At 29.9% G+C, this 16,809-nt stretch carries 18 protein-coding genes; 10 read left to right on the top strand and 8 right to left on the bottom strand.

Features of this window, described 5'->3' with window-relative positions; translation table 11 throughout:
• Positions 1 to 42: 42 nt before the first annotated feature.
• Together BUA92_RS07600 and BUA92_RS07595 are read left to right on the top strand one after the other, a co-directional pair.
• Positions 43 to 618 carry a TetR/AcrR family transcriptional regulator gene (locus BUA92_RS07600; RefSeq protein WP_073018385.1) on the top strand — a complete coding sequence of 192 codons (576 nt, stop codon included), beginning with the start codon at positions 43 to 45 and terminating at the stop codon, positions 616 to 618.
• Positions 619 to 795: 177 nt separating this feature from the next.
• Positions 796 to 1,545 carry a DUF975 family protein gene (locus BUA92_RS07595; protein WP_073018384.1) on the top strand — a complete coding sequence of 250 codons (750 nt, stop codon included), beginning with the start codon at positions 796 to 798 and terminating at the stop codon, positions 1,543 to 1,545.
• 75 nt (positions 1,546 to 1,620) lie between these two features.
• Here BUA92_RS07595 and BUA92_RS07590 read toward each other — a convergent pair whose 3' ends face one another.
• Positions 1,621 to 2,583 carry a tRNA dihydrouridine synthase gene (locus BUA92_RS07590; RefSeq protein WP_073018382.1) on the bottom strand — a complete coding sequence of 321 codons (963 nt, stop codon included), beginning with the start codon at positions 2,581 to 2,583 and terminating at the stop codon, positions 1,621 to 1,623.
• Between the two features lie 150 nt (positions 2,584 to 2,733).
• Between BUA92_RS07590 and BUA92_RS07585 the strand changes: the two genes are divergently transcribed.
• From BUA92_RS07585 to BUA92_RS07575, 3 genes are all read left to right on the top strand, one after another.
• Entirely contained in the window at positions 2,734 to 3,189 is a 456-nt protein-coding gene (locus BUA92_RS07585; RefSeq protein ID WP_073018380.1) for a hypothetical protein, read from the top strand.
• Between the two features lie 96 nt (positions 3,190 to 3,285).
• The gene (locus BUA92_RS07580) at positions 3,286 to 3,963 is read left to right on the top strand and encodes a response regulator transcription factor (RefSeq protein WP_073018378.1); all 678 of its coding nucleotides are present in this window, start codon (positions 3,286 to 3,288) and stop codon (positions 3,961 to 3,963) included.
• Between the two features lie 3 nt (positions 3,964 to 3,966).
• Positions 3,967 to 5,637 (top strand): sensor histidine kinase, encoded by a 1,671-nt coding sequence (locus BUA92_RS07575; RefSeq protein WP_083553447.1) that lies wholly within the window; start codon positions 3,967 to 3,969, stop codon positions 5,635 to 5,637.
• Positions 5,638 to 5,696: 59 nt separating this feature from the next.
• Here BUA92_RS07575 and BUA92_RS07570 read toward each other — a convergent pair whose 3' ends face one another.
• Complete coding sequence (locus BUA92_RS07570; RefSeq protein WP_073018376.1) at positions 5,697 to 6,353, bottom strand: DUF6796 family protein; 657 nt, start codon at positions 6,351 to 6,353, stop codon at positions 5,697 to 5,699.
• A 360-nt stretch (positions 6,354 to 6,713) separates the two neighbouring features.
• Between BUA92_RS07570 and BUA92_RS22815 the strand changes: the two genes are divergently transcribed.
• Both BUA92_RS22815 and BUA92_RS07560 read left to right on the top strand, forming a co-directional pair.
• Positions 6,714 to 7,391: a helix-turn-helix domain-containing protein gene (locus BUA92_RS22815; RefSeq protein ID WP_083553446.1), complete on the top strand. Its 678-nt coding sequence runs from the start codon at positions 6,714 to 6,716 to the stop codon at positions 7,389 to 7,391.
• A gap of 153 nt (positions 7,392 to 7,544) precedes the next feature.
• The gene (locus BUA92_RS07560) at positions 7,545 to 7,730 is read left to right on the top strand and encodes a hypothetical protein (RefSeq protein WP_073018374.1); all 186 of its coding nucleotides are present in this window, start codon (positions 7,545 to 7,547) and stop codon (positions 7,728 to 7,730) included.
• A gap of 70 nt (positions 7,731 to 7,800) precedes the next feature.
• Here BUA92_RS07560 and BUA92_RS07555 read toward each other — a convergent pair whose 3' ends face one another.
• The 6 genes from BUA92_RS07555 to BUA92_RS07530 form a co-directional block, all read right to left on the bottom strand.
• Positions 7,801 to 8,916 (bottom strand): SLC13 family permease, encoded by a 1,116-nt coding sequence (locus BUA92_RS07555; protein WP_073018372.1) that lies wholly within the window; start codon positions 8,914 to 8,916, stop codon positions 7,801 to 7,803.
• A 186-nt stretch (positions 8,917 to 9,102) separates the two neighbouring features.
• On the bottom strand, positions 9,103 to 9,921 hold the full coding sequence (locus BUA92_RS07550) for an ABC transporter ATP-binding protein (RefSeq protein WP_073018370.1): 819 nt from the start codon (positions 9,919 to 9,921) through the stop codon (positions 9,103 to 9,105).
• Positions 9,921 to 10,952: a FecCD family ABC transporter permease gene (locus BUA92_RS07545; protein WP_073018369.1), complete on the bottom strand. Its 1,032-nt coding sequence runs from the start codon at positions 10,950 to 10,952 to the stop codon at positions 9,921 to 9,923. Before BUA92_RS07545 ends, BUA92_RS07550 begins: the two co-directional genes overlap by 1 nt.
• Complete coding sequence (locus BUA92_RS07540) at positions 10,949 to 11,947, bottom strand: FecCD family ABC transporter permease (protein ID WP_073018368.1); 999 nt, start codon at positions 11,945 to 11,947, stop codon at positions 10,949 to 10,951. Before BUA92_RS07540 ends, BUA92_RS07545 begins: the two co-directional genes overlap by 4 nt.
• Complete coding sequence (locus tag BUA92_RS07535; RefSeq protein WP_073018367.1) at positions 11,944 to 12,975, bottom strand: iron-siderophore ABC transporter substrate-binding protein; 1,032 nt, start codon at positions 12,973 to 12,975, stop codon at positions 11,944 to 11,946. The genes BUA92_RS07540 and BUA92_RS07535 overlap by 4 nt, the downstream gene beginning before the upstream one ends.
• A 244-nt stretch (positions 12,976 to 13,219) precedes the next feature.
• A complete protein-coding gene (locus BUA92_RS07530) occupies positions 13,220 to 14,104 on the bottom strand; it encodes a cobalamin-dependent protein (RefSeq protein ID WP_073018366.1) in 885 nt (294 codons plus the stop codon).
• 151 nt (positions 14,105 to 14,255) lie between these two features.
• On the opposite strand from BUA92_RS07530, the gene BUA92_RS07525 reads away from it, so the two are divergent.
• The 3 genes from BUA92_RS07525 (at position 14,256) to thpR (ending at position 16,796) form a co-directional block, all read left to right on the top strand.
• A complete protein-coding gene (locus tag BUA92_RS07525; RefSeq protein WP_073018365.1) occupies positions 14,256 to 15,416 on the top strand; it encodes an ABC transporter permease in 1,161 nt (386 codons plus the stop codon).
• Positions 15,409 to 16,116: an ABC transporter ATP-binding protein gene (locus BUA92_RS07520; RefSeq protein ID WP_073018364.1), complete on the top strand. Its 708-nt coding sequence runs from the start codon at positions 15,409 to 15,411 to the stop codon at positions 16,114 to 16,116. The genes BUA92_RS07525 and BUA92_RS07520 overlap by 8 nt, the downstream gene beginning before the upstream one ends.
• Positions 16,117 to 16,238: 122 nt before the next feature.
• On the top strand, positions 16,239 to 16,796 hold the full coding sequence (gene thpR, locus BUA92_RS07515) for an RNA 2',3'-cyclic phosphodiesterase (protein ID WP_073018363.1): 558 nt from the start codon (positions 16,239 to 16,241) through the stop codon (positions 16,794 to 16,796).
• Positions 16,797 to 16,809: the final 13 nt, after the last annotated feature.

Here is a 16,809-nt window from a genome sequence, read left to right as displayed (position 1 = left end):
TAAATATCTAGTTAAATAAGTTTTATAAAAAGGAGGATATACATGCCTGGAGTTAAAGGAAATCGTAGAATTTTGTACACAAAAAATATAATTAAAGAAAGCTTAATAGAGCTACTTGAAACTAAAGAAATTCATCAAGTTACTGTTACTGATATATGCAAAAAAGCTGATATTAACAGAGGAACATTTTATAGTCATTATAAAGATGCTTTTGATCTTCTTCAATCAATGGAAGATGAATTATTTAATCAAGTTATTGTGTATCTCACTGAAATTCCAGTTGAGGATTATACCGACATACTTTTAATTAAAGTCTTTGAATTAATTGCGGAAAATAAAGAGCTTTGCAAAGTACTATTTTGTAAACAAAACGATAGTAAAATACTAGATCGCATTCTTTATGTAGCTAATAAAGCAAATTTAGATAAAATAATTAATACTCCAGGTTTCACTGATGCATATTTAAATTACTTATTAAAATATGCAATAGGTGGTATTGTTGCTGTTGTACAAACTTGGTTAGAAAATGATTTAGTTGAATCGCCTAGAGAACTCCTTGCAATTATTAATAATATTAATAGGTTTAGTAGCAGTAATTTTGCTCAAAATCTCAAATAACTTAGAAAATTTAAGTAATTGAAAGCAATTTAAACCTATTTGCATCTAATAGCTTTTTTCAACTAAAAACAACATCCTCCTATATATTTAATAACTTGTTTTAAGTTATTAAATACCATATAATATCATCATAGCAATTATTTAAATAGTTCGATTAATAATTTTATGGAGGATAATATGTGGTCTAGAAAAGAATTAAAAAGCAAAGCTAAAGAAGTTTTAAGAAGAGGATATTTGAGTGCATTTGGAGTTAGTATAGTTATAACACTAGCTGAAGGTGGTTGGAATTCTAGGTCTAATTATAGATCTAGATTTTCAATTGAAAACCCTGATAATATAAACTCAGTTTTTCATTATTTCATCAATTGGAAAATTATTTCTATGTTATTAATCTTTTTTCTAATTGCATTGGTACTACGTATTCTTATTGGATACTGCCTTGAAGTTGGAGGAAGAAGATACTTCATTAAATCCGCTCAATATGATGATAATACAAGATGTTTGCGTTTTGGATTTCAAGATGGGAATTACAAAGGTATAACAACTACAATGTTAGTTAAAAATATTTATATTTTCCTTTGGACTTTACTCTTAATTATTCCTGGTATAATTAAATCCTACGCTTATAGCATGGTTCCATATATTCTTGCTGATAATCCTAATATAGGGATTAATAAAGCTATTGAGTTAAGTAATGATATGACTAGAGGTCATAAACTTGATATGTTTGTGTTGGACCTATCCTTTATAGGATGGTATTTGCTTGGAATATTAGCTCTAGGAGTTGGAGTGCTATTTGTTAATCCTTACTTTAATGCTACAAATGCAGAACTTTATTTGGTTTTAAGAAAAGAAGCCTTAAATAATAATTTGTGTAGTTATGAAGATTTAGCATTAGTTTCATCTAATTCAAACGATATTTGGTAATACAATTTAATCTATCTTAAGTAAAGACTGCCTATAATTAAGCAGTCTTTATTTTAATCTTATATCTTCTCATAACTATTGATTATAAAACAATCCCGCCCCCTGTATAATCTCTTGCTCCTCAAATAGGCTCAAAATAGCTTCATTATACTCAGCAAGCTTTTGTGCTTTCTTAATTTTCTTGCCATATTTTTTGTTATCTGAAAAAATATAAATCATATATCCCCATAATTCTTTCATTCTGAATATGGCATTTTTCTCTTCATTAAATATCTCTATATACTTTTTGAAAATCTCATCATGGAAATCTTTTAAATCCACTTTATCCAAAGTACTATTGTCTTTTATAAGGTTTATTAGGCAAGGATTAGCTAATACCCCTCTTCCAAGCATTACTTTGTCTACCGTTTGAAACTCCTTTGTGAATTTATTATAATCTTCCTTTGTGAATATATCTCCATTGTAGCATATGGTATTAGTACTTAATGATAATGCATCTTTAAAAACTTCTAAATTAGGTTTGTTTCCATAAAAGTCTTCCCTAGTTCTTGGATGAATGATTAGCTCTTCCATAGGATACTTATTATATATCTTAATAAGTTCATAAAACTCCTCCGGGCTCTCTTTTCCTATTCTCGTTTTTATAGAAATTTTCATATCATCTATTTTAAATATATCATCTAAAAATCTATCAAGTTCTTCTCTTTTAGCTAAAAATCCTGAACCTCTATTTTTTGAAACAACAGTCCCAGCTGGACATCCTAAATTCAAATTCACCTCATTATAACCTAGTTGCTTAAATTTCATAGAGGTTTCAATAAATCCTTCTGAATCGTTAGTTAAGATCTGAGGAACCATATTTATACCCTTATTGTTTTCAGGTAAAATATCTCTAAGTTCTTTAGTTTTAAGACTTCTACTCTTGTTTGGTGTAATAAAAGGGGCAAAGTATTTATCTATATTGCCAAAAATCCTCTCATAAGAATTTCTATATATGTATCCTGTAATTCCTTCCATTGGTGCTAAATAAAATTTCATCTACTAACTCCTTTATATCTTTCTAGAGAATATTATATCAGCCTTCCTTTTTCTTATCTACCCACTTCTCATCATAAGCTTGTTTACAATAAATTCCCTATAGTTTATTATGGAAATATATCCAAATTATTTTATGGAAGGATTGTTTATATGAAAAGAAAGCATTTTATATTTTTATCTACTATTATTTCTATAATTGTAATATCAATATTAGTTTATAAATCAATGAATACAGTAAATGTAGTTAATATACCTGCAAATACATTAGATAAAATATTTTCAGAAAATATAAAAGCTGAGCTAAATAAAAGAGAAGATTTAAGAGCCATTTTTATAGATGAAATAGACTACACACGAGAGATAATTGTTTGTGAAGAAAAAGGCAACAAAGTTTATATACATGCCTGGCTTAATTGTTCTGGATATAGTTCTGATGACCCAACTCTTACTAAATCAAAATATCCTGCTATAATAACCTTAGAAAAAGATAAAAATGATTATATATTTAGTAAACTAGAGCTTTCAACACTAGATGAAGGTTCAGAGGCAATGAAAATATTCCCCTATAGAATAAGAAATAATTACATAAAAGATAAAATCATGTAGAGTTGGAGTTAGTATAATATCTCCAACTTTATTTTTACACTAATTAGGATACAGAAAGGATATATTAATCTGTTAACATATCCTTGGAGGTGAAAAATGGTATATAAATTTTTATTAGTTGAAGATGACAAAGAAATAATAGAAATCATAACTGATTACTTTACCTCAAAAAGCTGCGGTAAATTCGAGGTATGCTCAGCTGAAACCGGTAATGAAGGTCATGAAAAATGTATTGAAAATGAATATGATGCAGTACTTTTAGATGTTATGCTTCCAGAGCTTGATGGCTTTACAATATGTAAGGAACTTAGAAAAAATAGTGATGTTCCTATTATCTTTTTAACAGCAAGAACTAATGAACAAGATAAATTATATGGTTATAACCTTGGTTGTGATGATTATATATCTAAGCCATTTTCATTAGCAGAACTTTACGCAAAGGTTACAGCTTTAATCAGACGTACAAAAGGTACCATAAGAAATGACATCATGATCTCTGGAAAAATAAAATTGAATCCTTATCGCTACACAGTTTTTGTAGAGGATAAAGAAACCACCTTAGCTCCTATTGAATTTACTTTATTAAAAATACTAATGGAGAATCGTGGTAAGATAATGAGCCGCGACAGCCTCTTAGTTCGAGTATGGGGGTATGATTTTGAGGGTAATGATAGAGTTGTTGATAATCATATAAAGAAGCTTAGAAAATCTCTTGGAGCTGCATCTAATCAGATTAAAACTATTATTAAGGTCGGTTATAGATTGGAGGATTAGAGGTTGAAAGAAAATCAAACAAAGAGAACAATTTATGTGCGTACTTTTTCTTCTTTATTTACAGCATACCTTATACTTATGATAGGGTTTAGCATATTTCTTATAAATAAGGAGAAAAAAGTACAAGAATTACAGTTTAACTCGTTAGCATTACAGATTAATCATACAGCTAATAATATTATCAAAGATAATATTACAGACTTCCCTAAGCTAAAAAGAAAAATGATAGGAAGTTTATCTCTTTATGCTAACTCTGGAACAGAAATTGGAATATTCACAAGTAACTATAATCTAATTTTTAACACTAATGAAAATTGGCTTTGCAGTTATACAGAGAGTATTGAAGGTAACACACATTATACTGGTTATGCATCTTTAAACCCATACGACTGGTTTAGTGATGAAGATATATCAGAACTAGAAGGTTATCTCTCTTCAGAACCAAAGGTTGAGAAAGTCGGTGATCTTTCTGGATATATTTTAGACATAGATGGATTTTGGTTAAAAGATGAAATGATTATTCCTGATAGAATAAATGTCACTCCTATGTATGCAACTAAGCTCAGTGAAGATAATGGAATATCCTCAAGCTCTGGATCTAATGTAAGTAAGGTATTCATTTCTAACAATAATAAAGCTACAGAGGACTTGCCCTATTTTAAAATTGGCTCCATAAACCCTATTAATAAAAAGAATAAAGATTATACTAATCTTCGCAACTTGGCGTCAAATAAAGATAAATTAGAGAAAACTGTTAAGAAATTCGTAGGAATATCAATTGAAAAAATAGGTTTATTCACTTATCAGTATTATTACCCTGTTCCATATCAAAACACTATAAGATCATTAACCTTCGATGGTAAAAACTTTTATAGTGAATATTGGACAGTTTGTGCCACTGAAGTTAATTTATTAAAACTAACTTACCCAACATTAATATTTGTATGGATAAGTTGCTTCTTAACATTTTTTATAGCTGCTCTTATCATATCTACCCAAAGCTACAAGCTTTATAAAAGGAGGGATGACTTAGAAAAATATAGAATAGAGACAACAAATGCACTAGCACATGATTTAAAAACACCCCTAAGTATCATATCAGGTTATGCTGAAAATCTTATAGAAAATGTTCATACAGAAAAAAAAGATCATTATGCTGCAAATATTCAAGCTAACGTAAAACGTATGGACAAGATAGTTCTAGGTATGATTGAATTATCAAAATTAGAATCTGATTCCTTTAAAATCAAATATGAAGATGTTTCTCTTTCTGAAGTATGCGATAAATTAATTAATCACTATAGTCCAATCTGTGATGAGAAACAAATTGTTATAAATATGGAGGGTGATGAGGTTATAAAAGCTGATTTTGCATTAATGGAGAGAGTTATTAATAACTTTTTTGTAAATGCACTTGAACACACTCCTAATAGTGGGTCAATTAATATCACTATAAATGAAGATATTCTTGAGTTCTACAACAGTGGAAGTCATATACCGGAAAAAGAATTAACTGAAATATGGAAACCATACAAAAAAGTTGATTCCTCTCGTAGTAATACTAAAGGTACAGGACTAGGTCTTTCTATATCCAGTAAAATACTTGAATTATATAATTTCTCCTATGGCGCAAAAAATTACGATAATGGAGTAATTTTTTGGTTTAAGTGGTAGCAAATATATAAAAAACTCCTAAGCTAATAAAAGGCTTAGGAGTTTTTTTGATTTAAACATTATATAAGCACTTTATCTTTTTGTTTAAAAATAACCAATTGACATATAAAAAATGTTAAGGTTGATATATTAAGAAAAGCTGGAGCAATAAATCCTCCAATAGGATAAGGCAGTACCAACATCATAAGAAAAACACAAATTAAAATGCCAACAGGATTTAAAAATGCCATCCATTTAGGATACAAGGTTTCATACCTTATAATAATTATTATATATAAAAGGGAACTAACTGTAGCTTCTACGCCTATTATAATTAATGTTATAAGCCAATAATTATCGAACATTTTCATCATATCTCTAACTATCAGATTAGAAGCCCCAGTTTCATAATAAAGTCTCCACCCACTTGCAATATATGCATAGGCTATATGAAATCCTACAGCTAACATTAATGCATGTGCAGTTGAAATGACTACTGTAAGTGACTTAAATTTACCTGCCGGCTTAAGAGCGTAATAAACCATACCTAATCCAGCTATTTGAAATGGAATTACTATAACTCCAAGAAATGTACCAACAGTTATTCTCCATTGCGATAATCCAGCCATGCTTTCAGTGCCAAATTTCAAAAAATCCATAGCACTATTAGGCCTACCTATTAATATAAAGTCACTTATTATAGTTATTATTACAGCAATAATGCCTATTACTCCCATACTAATTATTATTTTAAATTCTTTTGTATCTTTTATAATTCTATCCTTATATAACGAATTTCAGTAAAATTCACTATATATTTTCCTTTCTATATATTTCAATATAGTTTATTTTAATTACATATTATATGCCTCTGATATCTTTTACAGTATACTATACCAATTTATCCTATTACAACTTTTCAACCTCTAGAGTTAAAGTTCCAATATTAATAGTATAATAATCTTATGATAAATAGAAAAATACTCTTATTAAATTTAAACTTGCAACTATAGGTTGCGAATATTCAAGGTTTATTTGGTAGTGGTGAATTGTCCTAATTAGTATACTGATAATACTAAAATAAGGGAGGTCTTATTATGACATTAGGCAAAAGAATACAAGAACTTAGAAAACAGAATAATTTTTCTCAGGAGCAATTAGCGGAAAAACTTGAGGTTTCAAGACAGGCTATTTCAAAATGGGAGTTAGATCAGTCGATTCCAGATACAGATAAAATAATTCAATTAAGCTACTTATTTAGAGTTTCAACAGACTATCTTCTTATAGAAGGATTAACTCTACCTTCAAAAGGAAATACGGATACCTCAACTAATACATCTTCTTTAGATTGCTATAAGGATTTTATTGGGCGTTGGGTAAAGATATTTTTAGATGACAGGGGTTTTGGAGGACTTTATCAAGTAGCTATGCTTAATACTGATGATGATTACCTACTTTTCCATGATAAAAAAGGCAAAAAAGGAATATTAAAAATTAAAAGCATTCTTTCAATTTCAGATGCAGATATATACAAAAAAACTTCAACAAAGATACCAGACATATACTTAGATAACCTACCTTTATCAAGTCCTCTTAAATACTTTGAAGGTAAACGCTGCATGATTCGTTATATATGTAAATCAATGTTTACTACACCACAAGGGCATTTTGATGTTTTGGTGGAGAAAATAACTCATGATGAAATTCTAATAAATAATAAAAATAAAAAGAGTATCATAAAGCTTAACAGAATTCTTATGATAAATGAAAGATAAGATCTATAATTGACCTTTTTAGAACTTATATTTCACATATTCCCTTTTTATTTTATGTAATGCCATATTTTTTTAGCATCAAATTATCTCAAGTTTTAGTGTACATAAAAACCAATCATATGTACAAAATAAATTTGAAGGTGGTGATATAGTATGGCTAATAAAAATAATAATTCAAACTTTAAACAACAAAATAGTTGCTCATCTTCTAAGGAGCAAGGTAGCACATTTAATTCAGAGAATGAGAGCAAAATTGCTAGTCAATATAAAAATGTTGAACCTCTTCCTGAATCCTTCCGTCCAAGAAGAGATGGTCCTGGAGGAGAGGATGGAGAATAATTTATCCTAAATTAAAAACAAGTGACGCTATCCCTGAATATCGTCACTTGTTTTTTACAGATATTATTTACTATATTGGTAAAAATACAAACACTAAAAATAAGGCTCCAAATACTAACAAACTTCCAAAATTGTATTTTGTAAATTTAGATAAATACTTTTTCCCATCATACTCTTTAATGTAAATTTTATAAGATATCAAACTTGCTAGTGAAGCTATAATTGTACCCATTCCTCCAACATTAACACCAATTAATATAACTTGCCATGAAGTAGTAAATTTTGATAAAAGAATAGCACACGGTACATTACTTATTAACTGGCTAAAAAATATTGCAGAGAAATACACTCCAATATTATTACTTAATAAGATTTTCATAATCTCATTTATACTTTTCATATTAGAAATATTTCCTATTGAAATAAAAAAACATACAAAAGTCAATAAAAGTACATAGTCTAACTCTTTAAATAAACTTCTTTTTATAATTAATGTTACAATAATGGTTGCAATAAAAGCTACCCTATAATCAATAACATTAAAAACTGACAAGAGTATAAATATAAATAAAATACAGTATATTATTGCAACTTTTTTATTTCTAACTTCTATTTTGTCTAATTCAAACTCTAGTTCAGAATCCTCAACTCTATTATTTAAAATAAATAACCACAACATTCCTGCCACAGCTATTAATATTGTGATTTTAAAAAATGTCAGGATATTTATATTAAAAAATGAAAAGAGATACAGATTTTGTGGATTTCCCATAGGTGTAAAACTACTTCCTATATTAGCTGCTAAAGTTTCTAAAATTACTATCTTTATAGGATCAAATTTAGCTTTTTTAGCAATAATCATAGTTAATGGTACAAAAGTTATAAGTGCAACATCATTAGTTATAAACATTGAAAAAACAAAACATAAACTAATTAATATACCAGAAATCATTCTAAGATTTTTATTCTTTCTTAAAATCCCAATAGCTATCTTGTCCAATAATTGTACATTTTCAAAAGCAGCTATTACTATCATTAGATTGAAAAGAAGCATCAATACTGGAAAATCAATATAACTTAATTTAGGACTAATTATTATGGATGTAACGATAGATAAAGCAAATGTAATGCTAAATACCATCTCTGCTTTCATCATTGTCATTGCTTTATTAAAAAAATATTTCATATTATAAATTCCCCCAATACTTACTTCAAAACAGCATTTTTCATTATATCACAGTTAAATTTATTTACAAAATGAATTTTCTCACTGAATGTTTATAATAAATTAATTAAACCTAGTTTTTATCTTTAAACCACAAAACAAGTGATAATATTAAACATATAATCACTTGTCTCTTAAATAAATCTATTAACTTTTATCTGATGTATTAGCATGGTGTCTTCCTCTTGGTACAATAAAAGGTGAATCAGACACTGGATCTTGTATAACTACACAATCCAAATCAAATACAGTATCTATTAATTCTGAAGTTATAACCTCTTCCGGTGTTCCTTGACTAATTAATTTACCCTTACGTAGAGCAAATATATAGTCAGCATATCTAGCAGATAAATTTATATCATGAAGTACCATCACAATAGTAGTTCCTCTTTTACGATTTAGGTCTGTTAATAAATCAAGAATCTCTACTTGGTACGCTATATCAAGATAAGTGGTTGGTTCATCTAAAAGAAGTATATCTGTCTGCTGGGCAAGAGCCATGGCAATCCATACTCTTTGACGTTGACCACCTGATAACTCATCTACACTACGGTTAGCAAGTTCTGTTATTCCCATGATTTCAAGTGCTTCTTCTATGGCATTAAAATCTGTTTTATCCATACTTTTTAGAAATGATTGATATGGATATCTACCTCTTGAAACTAAATCCCAAACAGTTATTCCTTCTGGAACTATTGGGGATTGAGGAAGTAAACCTAAAACTTGTGCTAATTGCTTAGAAGGTATTGAAGTAATCTTCTTACCATCAATTACAATATCTCCTGAAACAGGTTTAATAAGTCTAGCAAGGGTTTTAAGTAGGGTTGATTTACCGCATGCATTAGCACCTATAATAACGCTAATCTTATTACTCGGAATAGTTATATCAATTCCATCTATTATAATCTTTTTATCATATCCAGTTACTACTTTTTTTGCTTCAAATAACGGTTGTTTTTTAGTCATTATGCCTGACCCCTCCTATTTATAACTATTAATAGAAACAGCATATATGGCGCTCCTAAAATCCCTGTAATTACTCCAACAGGGAATCTTGTACCAAATGCAAATTGACCAATAAGATCTGCACTAAGTACTAATAAAGCTCCAACTAGCCCTGCTGATAAAACATTTGGCGATCCCAGTCCAACAAGCCTTGCTGCTATTGGTCCAGCTAAAAATGCTACAAAAGATATAGGGCCTGTAACAGCAGTTGAGAAAGCTATTAGAAATACAGCACTAAGAATCAGCATAATTCTTACTACATTAATTCTAACACCAAGTGTAGTTGCAAACTCATCTCCTAATTCCAATACCTGAAGCTGTTTTGTTAAGCATAAAATAGTAACTCCAAATACAACAACAACGACAAATAAAAATGGTACATCTTCAATAACCATTCCATTTAAACTCCCATTTAACCATCTAAGTGCAGTTGGTACATCATGCTGTGAAGATTTTGCAAGCAAATATGATATTATAGCATTTATCATTGCCTGCATTCCAATTCCTATAAGTATAAGTCTTCCACCTGAAAATCCTGAACCTTTAGATAACACATATATAAGTGATGCCACTAGAATTCCAGAAACTACTGCTGCTATAGAAACACCAGTCCCACTTATACGAAGAACTAATATACAGAAAACCGCAGCTACACTAGAACCTGAACTTATGCCTATAATATCAGGACTTGCTAATGGATTCCTTAACATAGTTTGAAATGTATTTCCTGCTATACCAAAAGCTAATCCTGCTAAAAGTCCACAAAGCATTCTCGGTAAACGTAGAGTTCCTATAGTAAAGGTCGCACCTTGTATCTGTTCTCCACTAAGAACTCTTATAACCGTATTTAAATCATAAACATTTTTACCATATACAAGCATAATACCACACAATAGTAAAGTTAGTACAATCAAAATAATATTGACGCTAATCAAACGAGTTTTTCTTCTAGTATAACCTTGTCTAATCGTATTGTGATTAGTTTGTATCATATAGCTCTCACCTTCGCTTTCCTAGCAATCATAATAAGAATTGGTGCTCCAATAAATGCTGTAATAATTCCTACCTGAACTTCACCTGGACTTCCAATTACTCTTCCAATAACATCTGAAATTATTAAAAGAGCTGCACCTCCAATAGCTGATAAAGGAACTATTCCATTTAAGTTCGAACCAAAAATAAGACGTATAGTGTGTGGTATCATTAATCCTATAAAGGCTATAGGCCCAGCTATTGCTGTAGTTGCACCAGATAATATAACTCCTGCAACTGCACAAATAATTCTAATAATACCTATATTTACACCTAAACCAGTTGCAACATCGTCCCCTAAAGCTAATACATTTAATGCAGGTGTTGCTGCTACACTTATTATTAATCCAATTATTACAAAAGGAAGTATCAATCTAATACTATCCCAGTTAGCTCCACCTATACTACCAACCTGCCAGAATCTAAACTTATCCATAGCATCACTTCTTGGAAGTATAATTGCACTTACTAAAGAAGTTAAGACTGCACTAGTAGCAGCCCCTGCTAAAGCAAGTTTAATAGGTGTTGCTCCTCCATTTCCAATAGAACCAATAAAATACACAATCACTGCTGTTATCCCTGCTCCAGCCAGCGCTAGCCAAATATATTGATTTGCTGAACTGATATTAAAATATGCTATTCCTATTACAACAAACAAAGATGCCCCTGTATTAACACCTAAAATACTGGGGTCAGCTATTGGATTCCTTGTTATAGATTGCATAAGGGCTCCTGATATTCCAAGAGAAGCTCCTGCCATAATACCAAAAATTGTTCTCGGGATACGCTCACGAACCACTAATGCAGAAAAGGACAAATCAGTAGAATTTAGTAAGGCATTAATAGCCTCACTAAATCCTACATTTTTTGATCCCCATGCTAGTGATGCAAGCACACATAAACCTAGAAAAAGAATACTCCCTAAATATATTCCTATTGTTTTTGTAAGCTTCATTTTACCTTATCTGCTGCCTCTCCGATTAGCTTTAAATATTCATCTATAGTTGCAGGAATAGATAATGCACTTGGAGTAGCTGCTGCTGCTAAATCTGAAGTTTCATCAATTAACGCTACAGATCCATTTTTAATTGCTGGAAGTGTTCCTAATAGCTTATCAGCTTGAAGTTGTTTTAATAATTCAGCATTTCCATAAGCAACAATTACTTCAACATCTGCTAATTTATCAATATTTTCTGAACTAATTGTAAGAGCAAAACTATCTGAAGATTTTGCAAGCTCTTTAACACTATCAGCTTCTACTAATCCAAGATCATTTAAGAACGCCGCACGTGGATCTGTTGAAGTATATATGTAGAACTTACTTAAATCAGTTGGGCTAAAGTAACAGAAAGCAACTTTTTTACCTTTAATGCTAGGATATTCAGCAACTTTATCTGCTATTAACTTATCTAATTCTGAAACTAATTTAGTTCCCTCATCTTTTTTACCCATTGCAGTTGCATTAGTTGTTATTTGATCTCTCCAATATGTTTGCCATGCAAGTTTAGGATAAGCAACAACAGGGGCTATTTTGCTTAACATATCATATTCTTCTTGAGTAAGCCCTGAATATGCAGCTAATATAACGTCTGGATTAGCATTACTTATAGCCTCATAATCTAAACCATCAACGTCATCAAATACAACTGGTTTGTCTACTCCTAAATCAGTGAACTTTTTATCTGTCCATGGTAATAATCCTTTTTCAGTGACTTTACCATAGTTAGCTTTGGATATACCAGCTGGTACAACTCCTAAAGCTAAAGGTGTATCTGAATTCCCCCAAGAAATTGCAACAACATTTTTAGGTTCTTCTTTTATTACAGTTTCACCATAAGCATGTTTAATTGTTATTGGATAAGAAACAGAAGAAGCAGTGTCGCCTCCCTTAGATGTATCTTCAGTTTTGTTTGCTTTGCTAGCACAGCCAGTTACTAATAAAGCACAAGCAAGGATCATAGTAGTTAGTCCTTTTAGTTTCATTTTGAATCTCCCTCCGATTGTTATATTAATTTTTATCAACCTCTTTAATTGGTAAAAGATAATGAAAGTAATTATCATTTACATCCCTGTATTATTTTATAGTGATTCGTAAAATTTGTCAACATTCTATTAACAGTTTGTTATAAAATTATTTTATTGTGCATAAGCATATGTAATACTAGCTTAAATAAAAAAAACAAGTGTAGATATTTAAAGATCCTCACTTGCTTTTTTAATGACATTATTAAATATTTATAAAGGAAATCAAATCCTCTACACTGTCTGAATACTGATCTGCCCCAGTTGATTGCCAGAGCTTTGGATTATTTTTAAAAGCTCCTCCACCAACAACAATCTTTGGCAACTTACCCTTAACATTCTCTCTTATGGCTTCAATCATATATTTTACTGATTCTATATGATGATCTATTGTTACTGATATAGCTAATAAATCAGGTTTTTCACTTTTAACTGCATTCACCAAACTTTGAACTGGTACATTAGACCCTAGATAAAGTGATTTTCCACCTTCTATTTCTAGAGTATCTAAAATCATTTTAAGTCCAATATTATGAAGCTCTGCCCCAGCTGTTACCCCCATTACATAACACAAATTTTTCTTTTTTCTTTGCTCTTTACTTTTTATTTCTCTCATTAAATCCATAGTTACTTCAGAAATAAAGTGCTCCTGCCAAACATCTATCTTACCACTCTCCCAAAAAGTCCCTACCTCCTTTAATGATTTTTCAAAAATATCAAAATATATAGATTTCATAGGCAATCCTTGATGATATAGACCTATTACAAACTCTCTTGCATCTGTGCCCTTCCCTTCCAAAAGTAAATTTAAATATATTTTAAAAGATTCCTCTTTATTATTTATTAATGATAATTTCTTCTGAATTATACTGCTATTCTCTTTTCTACTCTCTCGTCCTAATAAATTGTCTAAAGATACCTCAAATATATCTGCAATTTTTTGAAGTTTCTGAGCATCAGGAACTCTAAGCCCATTTTCATAATTTGCAACAGTAGTTTGTGCTACTCCCAGTAAAGAAGCAAACTCTTTTTGAGTGTACTTTTTTAAACTTCTTAAATACCTTATATTATCAGAAATACTTTTTTCCATAGCAGTCACCTCTTCATATAATTTTAACACATATTGAAATATTTTTATATTAAATATATTGATTTATTTCATATTGTAATATACTATTAATATATAAATAATAATAGTTATTAATAAATAATGCAAATTAAATTATAAGGGAGCGATTAAGTTGAAAATTTCGTTTAAAATAGCACTCAGATTCTTAAAATCTACAAAAGGTCAAACTGCTCTTATAGCCTTAGGAATAGCAGTTGGTGTTTCAGTTCAGATATTTATAGGCTCCTTAATACAAGGGCTTCAGAAAAGTTTAATTGATAAAACAGTAGGTAATTCTTCTCAAGTAACCTTATCATCAGATACTTCTGATAGATTAATATCTGATTATGATAGCATAGTAGATAATATAAAAGAATCCGATTCAAGAATAAAAGATGTTTCTGTAGTATCAGATTCGCCTGCACTTATTAAAACAGATCTTAAAACATACTCAGTTCTAGTACGTGGTATGAACATTGATGATTCAGATAAAATTTATGATCTCAAAGATAGTATTTATGAAGGTAAAGTTCCAAACAACAAATTTGAAACGTTAGTAGGAAAAGATTTAAAAGAAGAGCTTAACCTTAACCTAAATGACAAAATTGACTTAATAACTAACTCAGGTGATGTAAAAACTCTAATAGTAACTGGCTTTTATGACTTAAAAGTTGCTAGCATAAATAAAGCATGGCTTATAACTGATTTATCTTCTGCAAAAGAATTATTCTCTACTGGTGATAAAATAACTGGTATTGAAATGCAGGTAACAGATGTATTTAAAGCAGATGAGATTGCAACAGTTATAGGTTCTAACATTAATAGAAGTGATATTAAGGTTGATAACTGGAAAGATCAAAATGCATCATTATTAAGTGGTTTAAATGGTCAAAGCATATCAAGTTATATGATTCAAGTATTTGTTATGGTATCAGTTATATTAGGTATAGCTAGCGTTTTAATTATAACTGTAGTACAAAAATCGAAGCAAATTGGAATACTTAAAGCTATGGGAATTAAGGACAGTCAATCAAGTTTAATTTTTCTATTTGAAGGATTTTTATTAGGTTTAATGGGAGCAATACTTGGAGTGGCTTTAGGTTTAGGCTTAAGTTTTATCTTTACAAAATTCGCTCTAAATCCTGATGGAACTCCTGTAGTTGAATTATATATCAATTACAACTTTATAATAATATCAGCTGTTATAGCACTTATAGCTTCAACATTGGCAGCATTAATTCCTGCAAGAGGTTCTTCAAAATTAAATCCAATAGAGGTGATTAGAAATGCGTAATATTATTGAATTGAAAAATATAGATAAAGTATATGGTCAAGTACTTAAAACTCAAGTTTTAAATAATGTAAATCTATCCTTTCAAGAAGGTACCTTTAATTCAATTATTGGTGCTTCTGGAAGTGGAAAAAGTACACTTCTTAATATAATGGGAACCTTAGATAAACCAACTAATGGAGAAATATATATTGATGGAATAAGAACAGATACAATGAAAAAGAATCAATTAGCGGATTTAAGAAACAAGGCTATTGGCTTCATATTTCAGTTTCATTATCTTCTTCCTGAGTTCACAGCTCTTGAAAATGTTCTAATGCCTTTTATGATAGGAAATTCAAAGCCTTCAAAGGAAATCAAGGAAAGAGCTAATGAACTTCTAGACTTAGTAGGTTTAAGTAAAGTTAAAAATAACATGTCAACCAACATGTCAGGGGGCCAACAACAAAGAACTGCTATAGCAAGAGCTTTAATTAATAACCCTAAAATAGTACTTGCTGATGAACCAACCGGAAACCTAGATTCAGAATCTACTGAAAGTATTTACAATCTTCTTAGAGATATAAATGAGAAAATGAAAACCACTTTTATAGTTATAACTCATGATAATAGAATAGCTGAAAAAGCAGATAGAATCATTGAAATAAAAGATGGAAAAGTTACTAGTGACTTAATAAATAAAAACCTTCATATTGTACTTTAAGCTTAATAGGAGTAAAAGGGATTAGAAATTTTAAGAAATTTTCTAATCCCCTTTACTCCATTATAATTATTTGTTAAAAATAACTTATAAACACTATGATTTGATGAAAGGGATATAAAAATATGAGAATCTATATTGCTATAGCTTTTGAAGATAAAGTTAAAGATTATTTGGAACAAATAACCTCAGATATAAAAAATCACTGCACCGAAGGCAGCTTTACTCGTAAGAATAACTTTCACTTAACAGTTTGCTTCATAGGAGAAGCTGATGATATTCAAATTGAAAAGATAAAAGAAGTTATAGATAAAGCAGTTTTAACTATTCCATCTTTTGAATTATCCTTAAGTAACTTAGGTGTTTTTAAAAGAAAGAATACCAATATTCTATGGATAGGCACAAGAGAAAACCCTGTTCTTTCTGAACTACATAAAGAGCTTTCTACCCTATTATCAAAAAACAAAATAGGATTTTATGATAAACTTTTTACACCTCATATAACCCTAGGACGAAGAATTGTATTTAACGAAGAATCTATAGATTTGGATAACTTAATTCAGTATGACCGAATTAAGATTCCAATAAAAGCAGTTACCTTGATGGAAAGTAAAGAAGTCAATGGAAAGTTAGATGGGGTCCCTGTTTATGAAGCTGAGTTAACCGTGCCAAAACACAATTAAGGCACGGTTTCAA

The sequence above is a fragment of the Clostridium intestinale DSM 6191 genome, from assembly GCF_900130055.1.
GTDB classification, from domain to species: Bacteria; Bacillota; Clostridia; order Clostridiales; family Clostridiaceae; genus Clostridium_T; species Clostridium_T intestinale.
The sequence above is the reverse complement of the archived record's forward strand: the minus strand, read 5'-3'. Positions and strand labels throughout refer to the sequence as shown.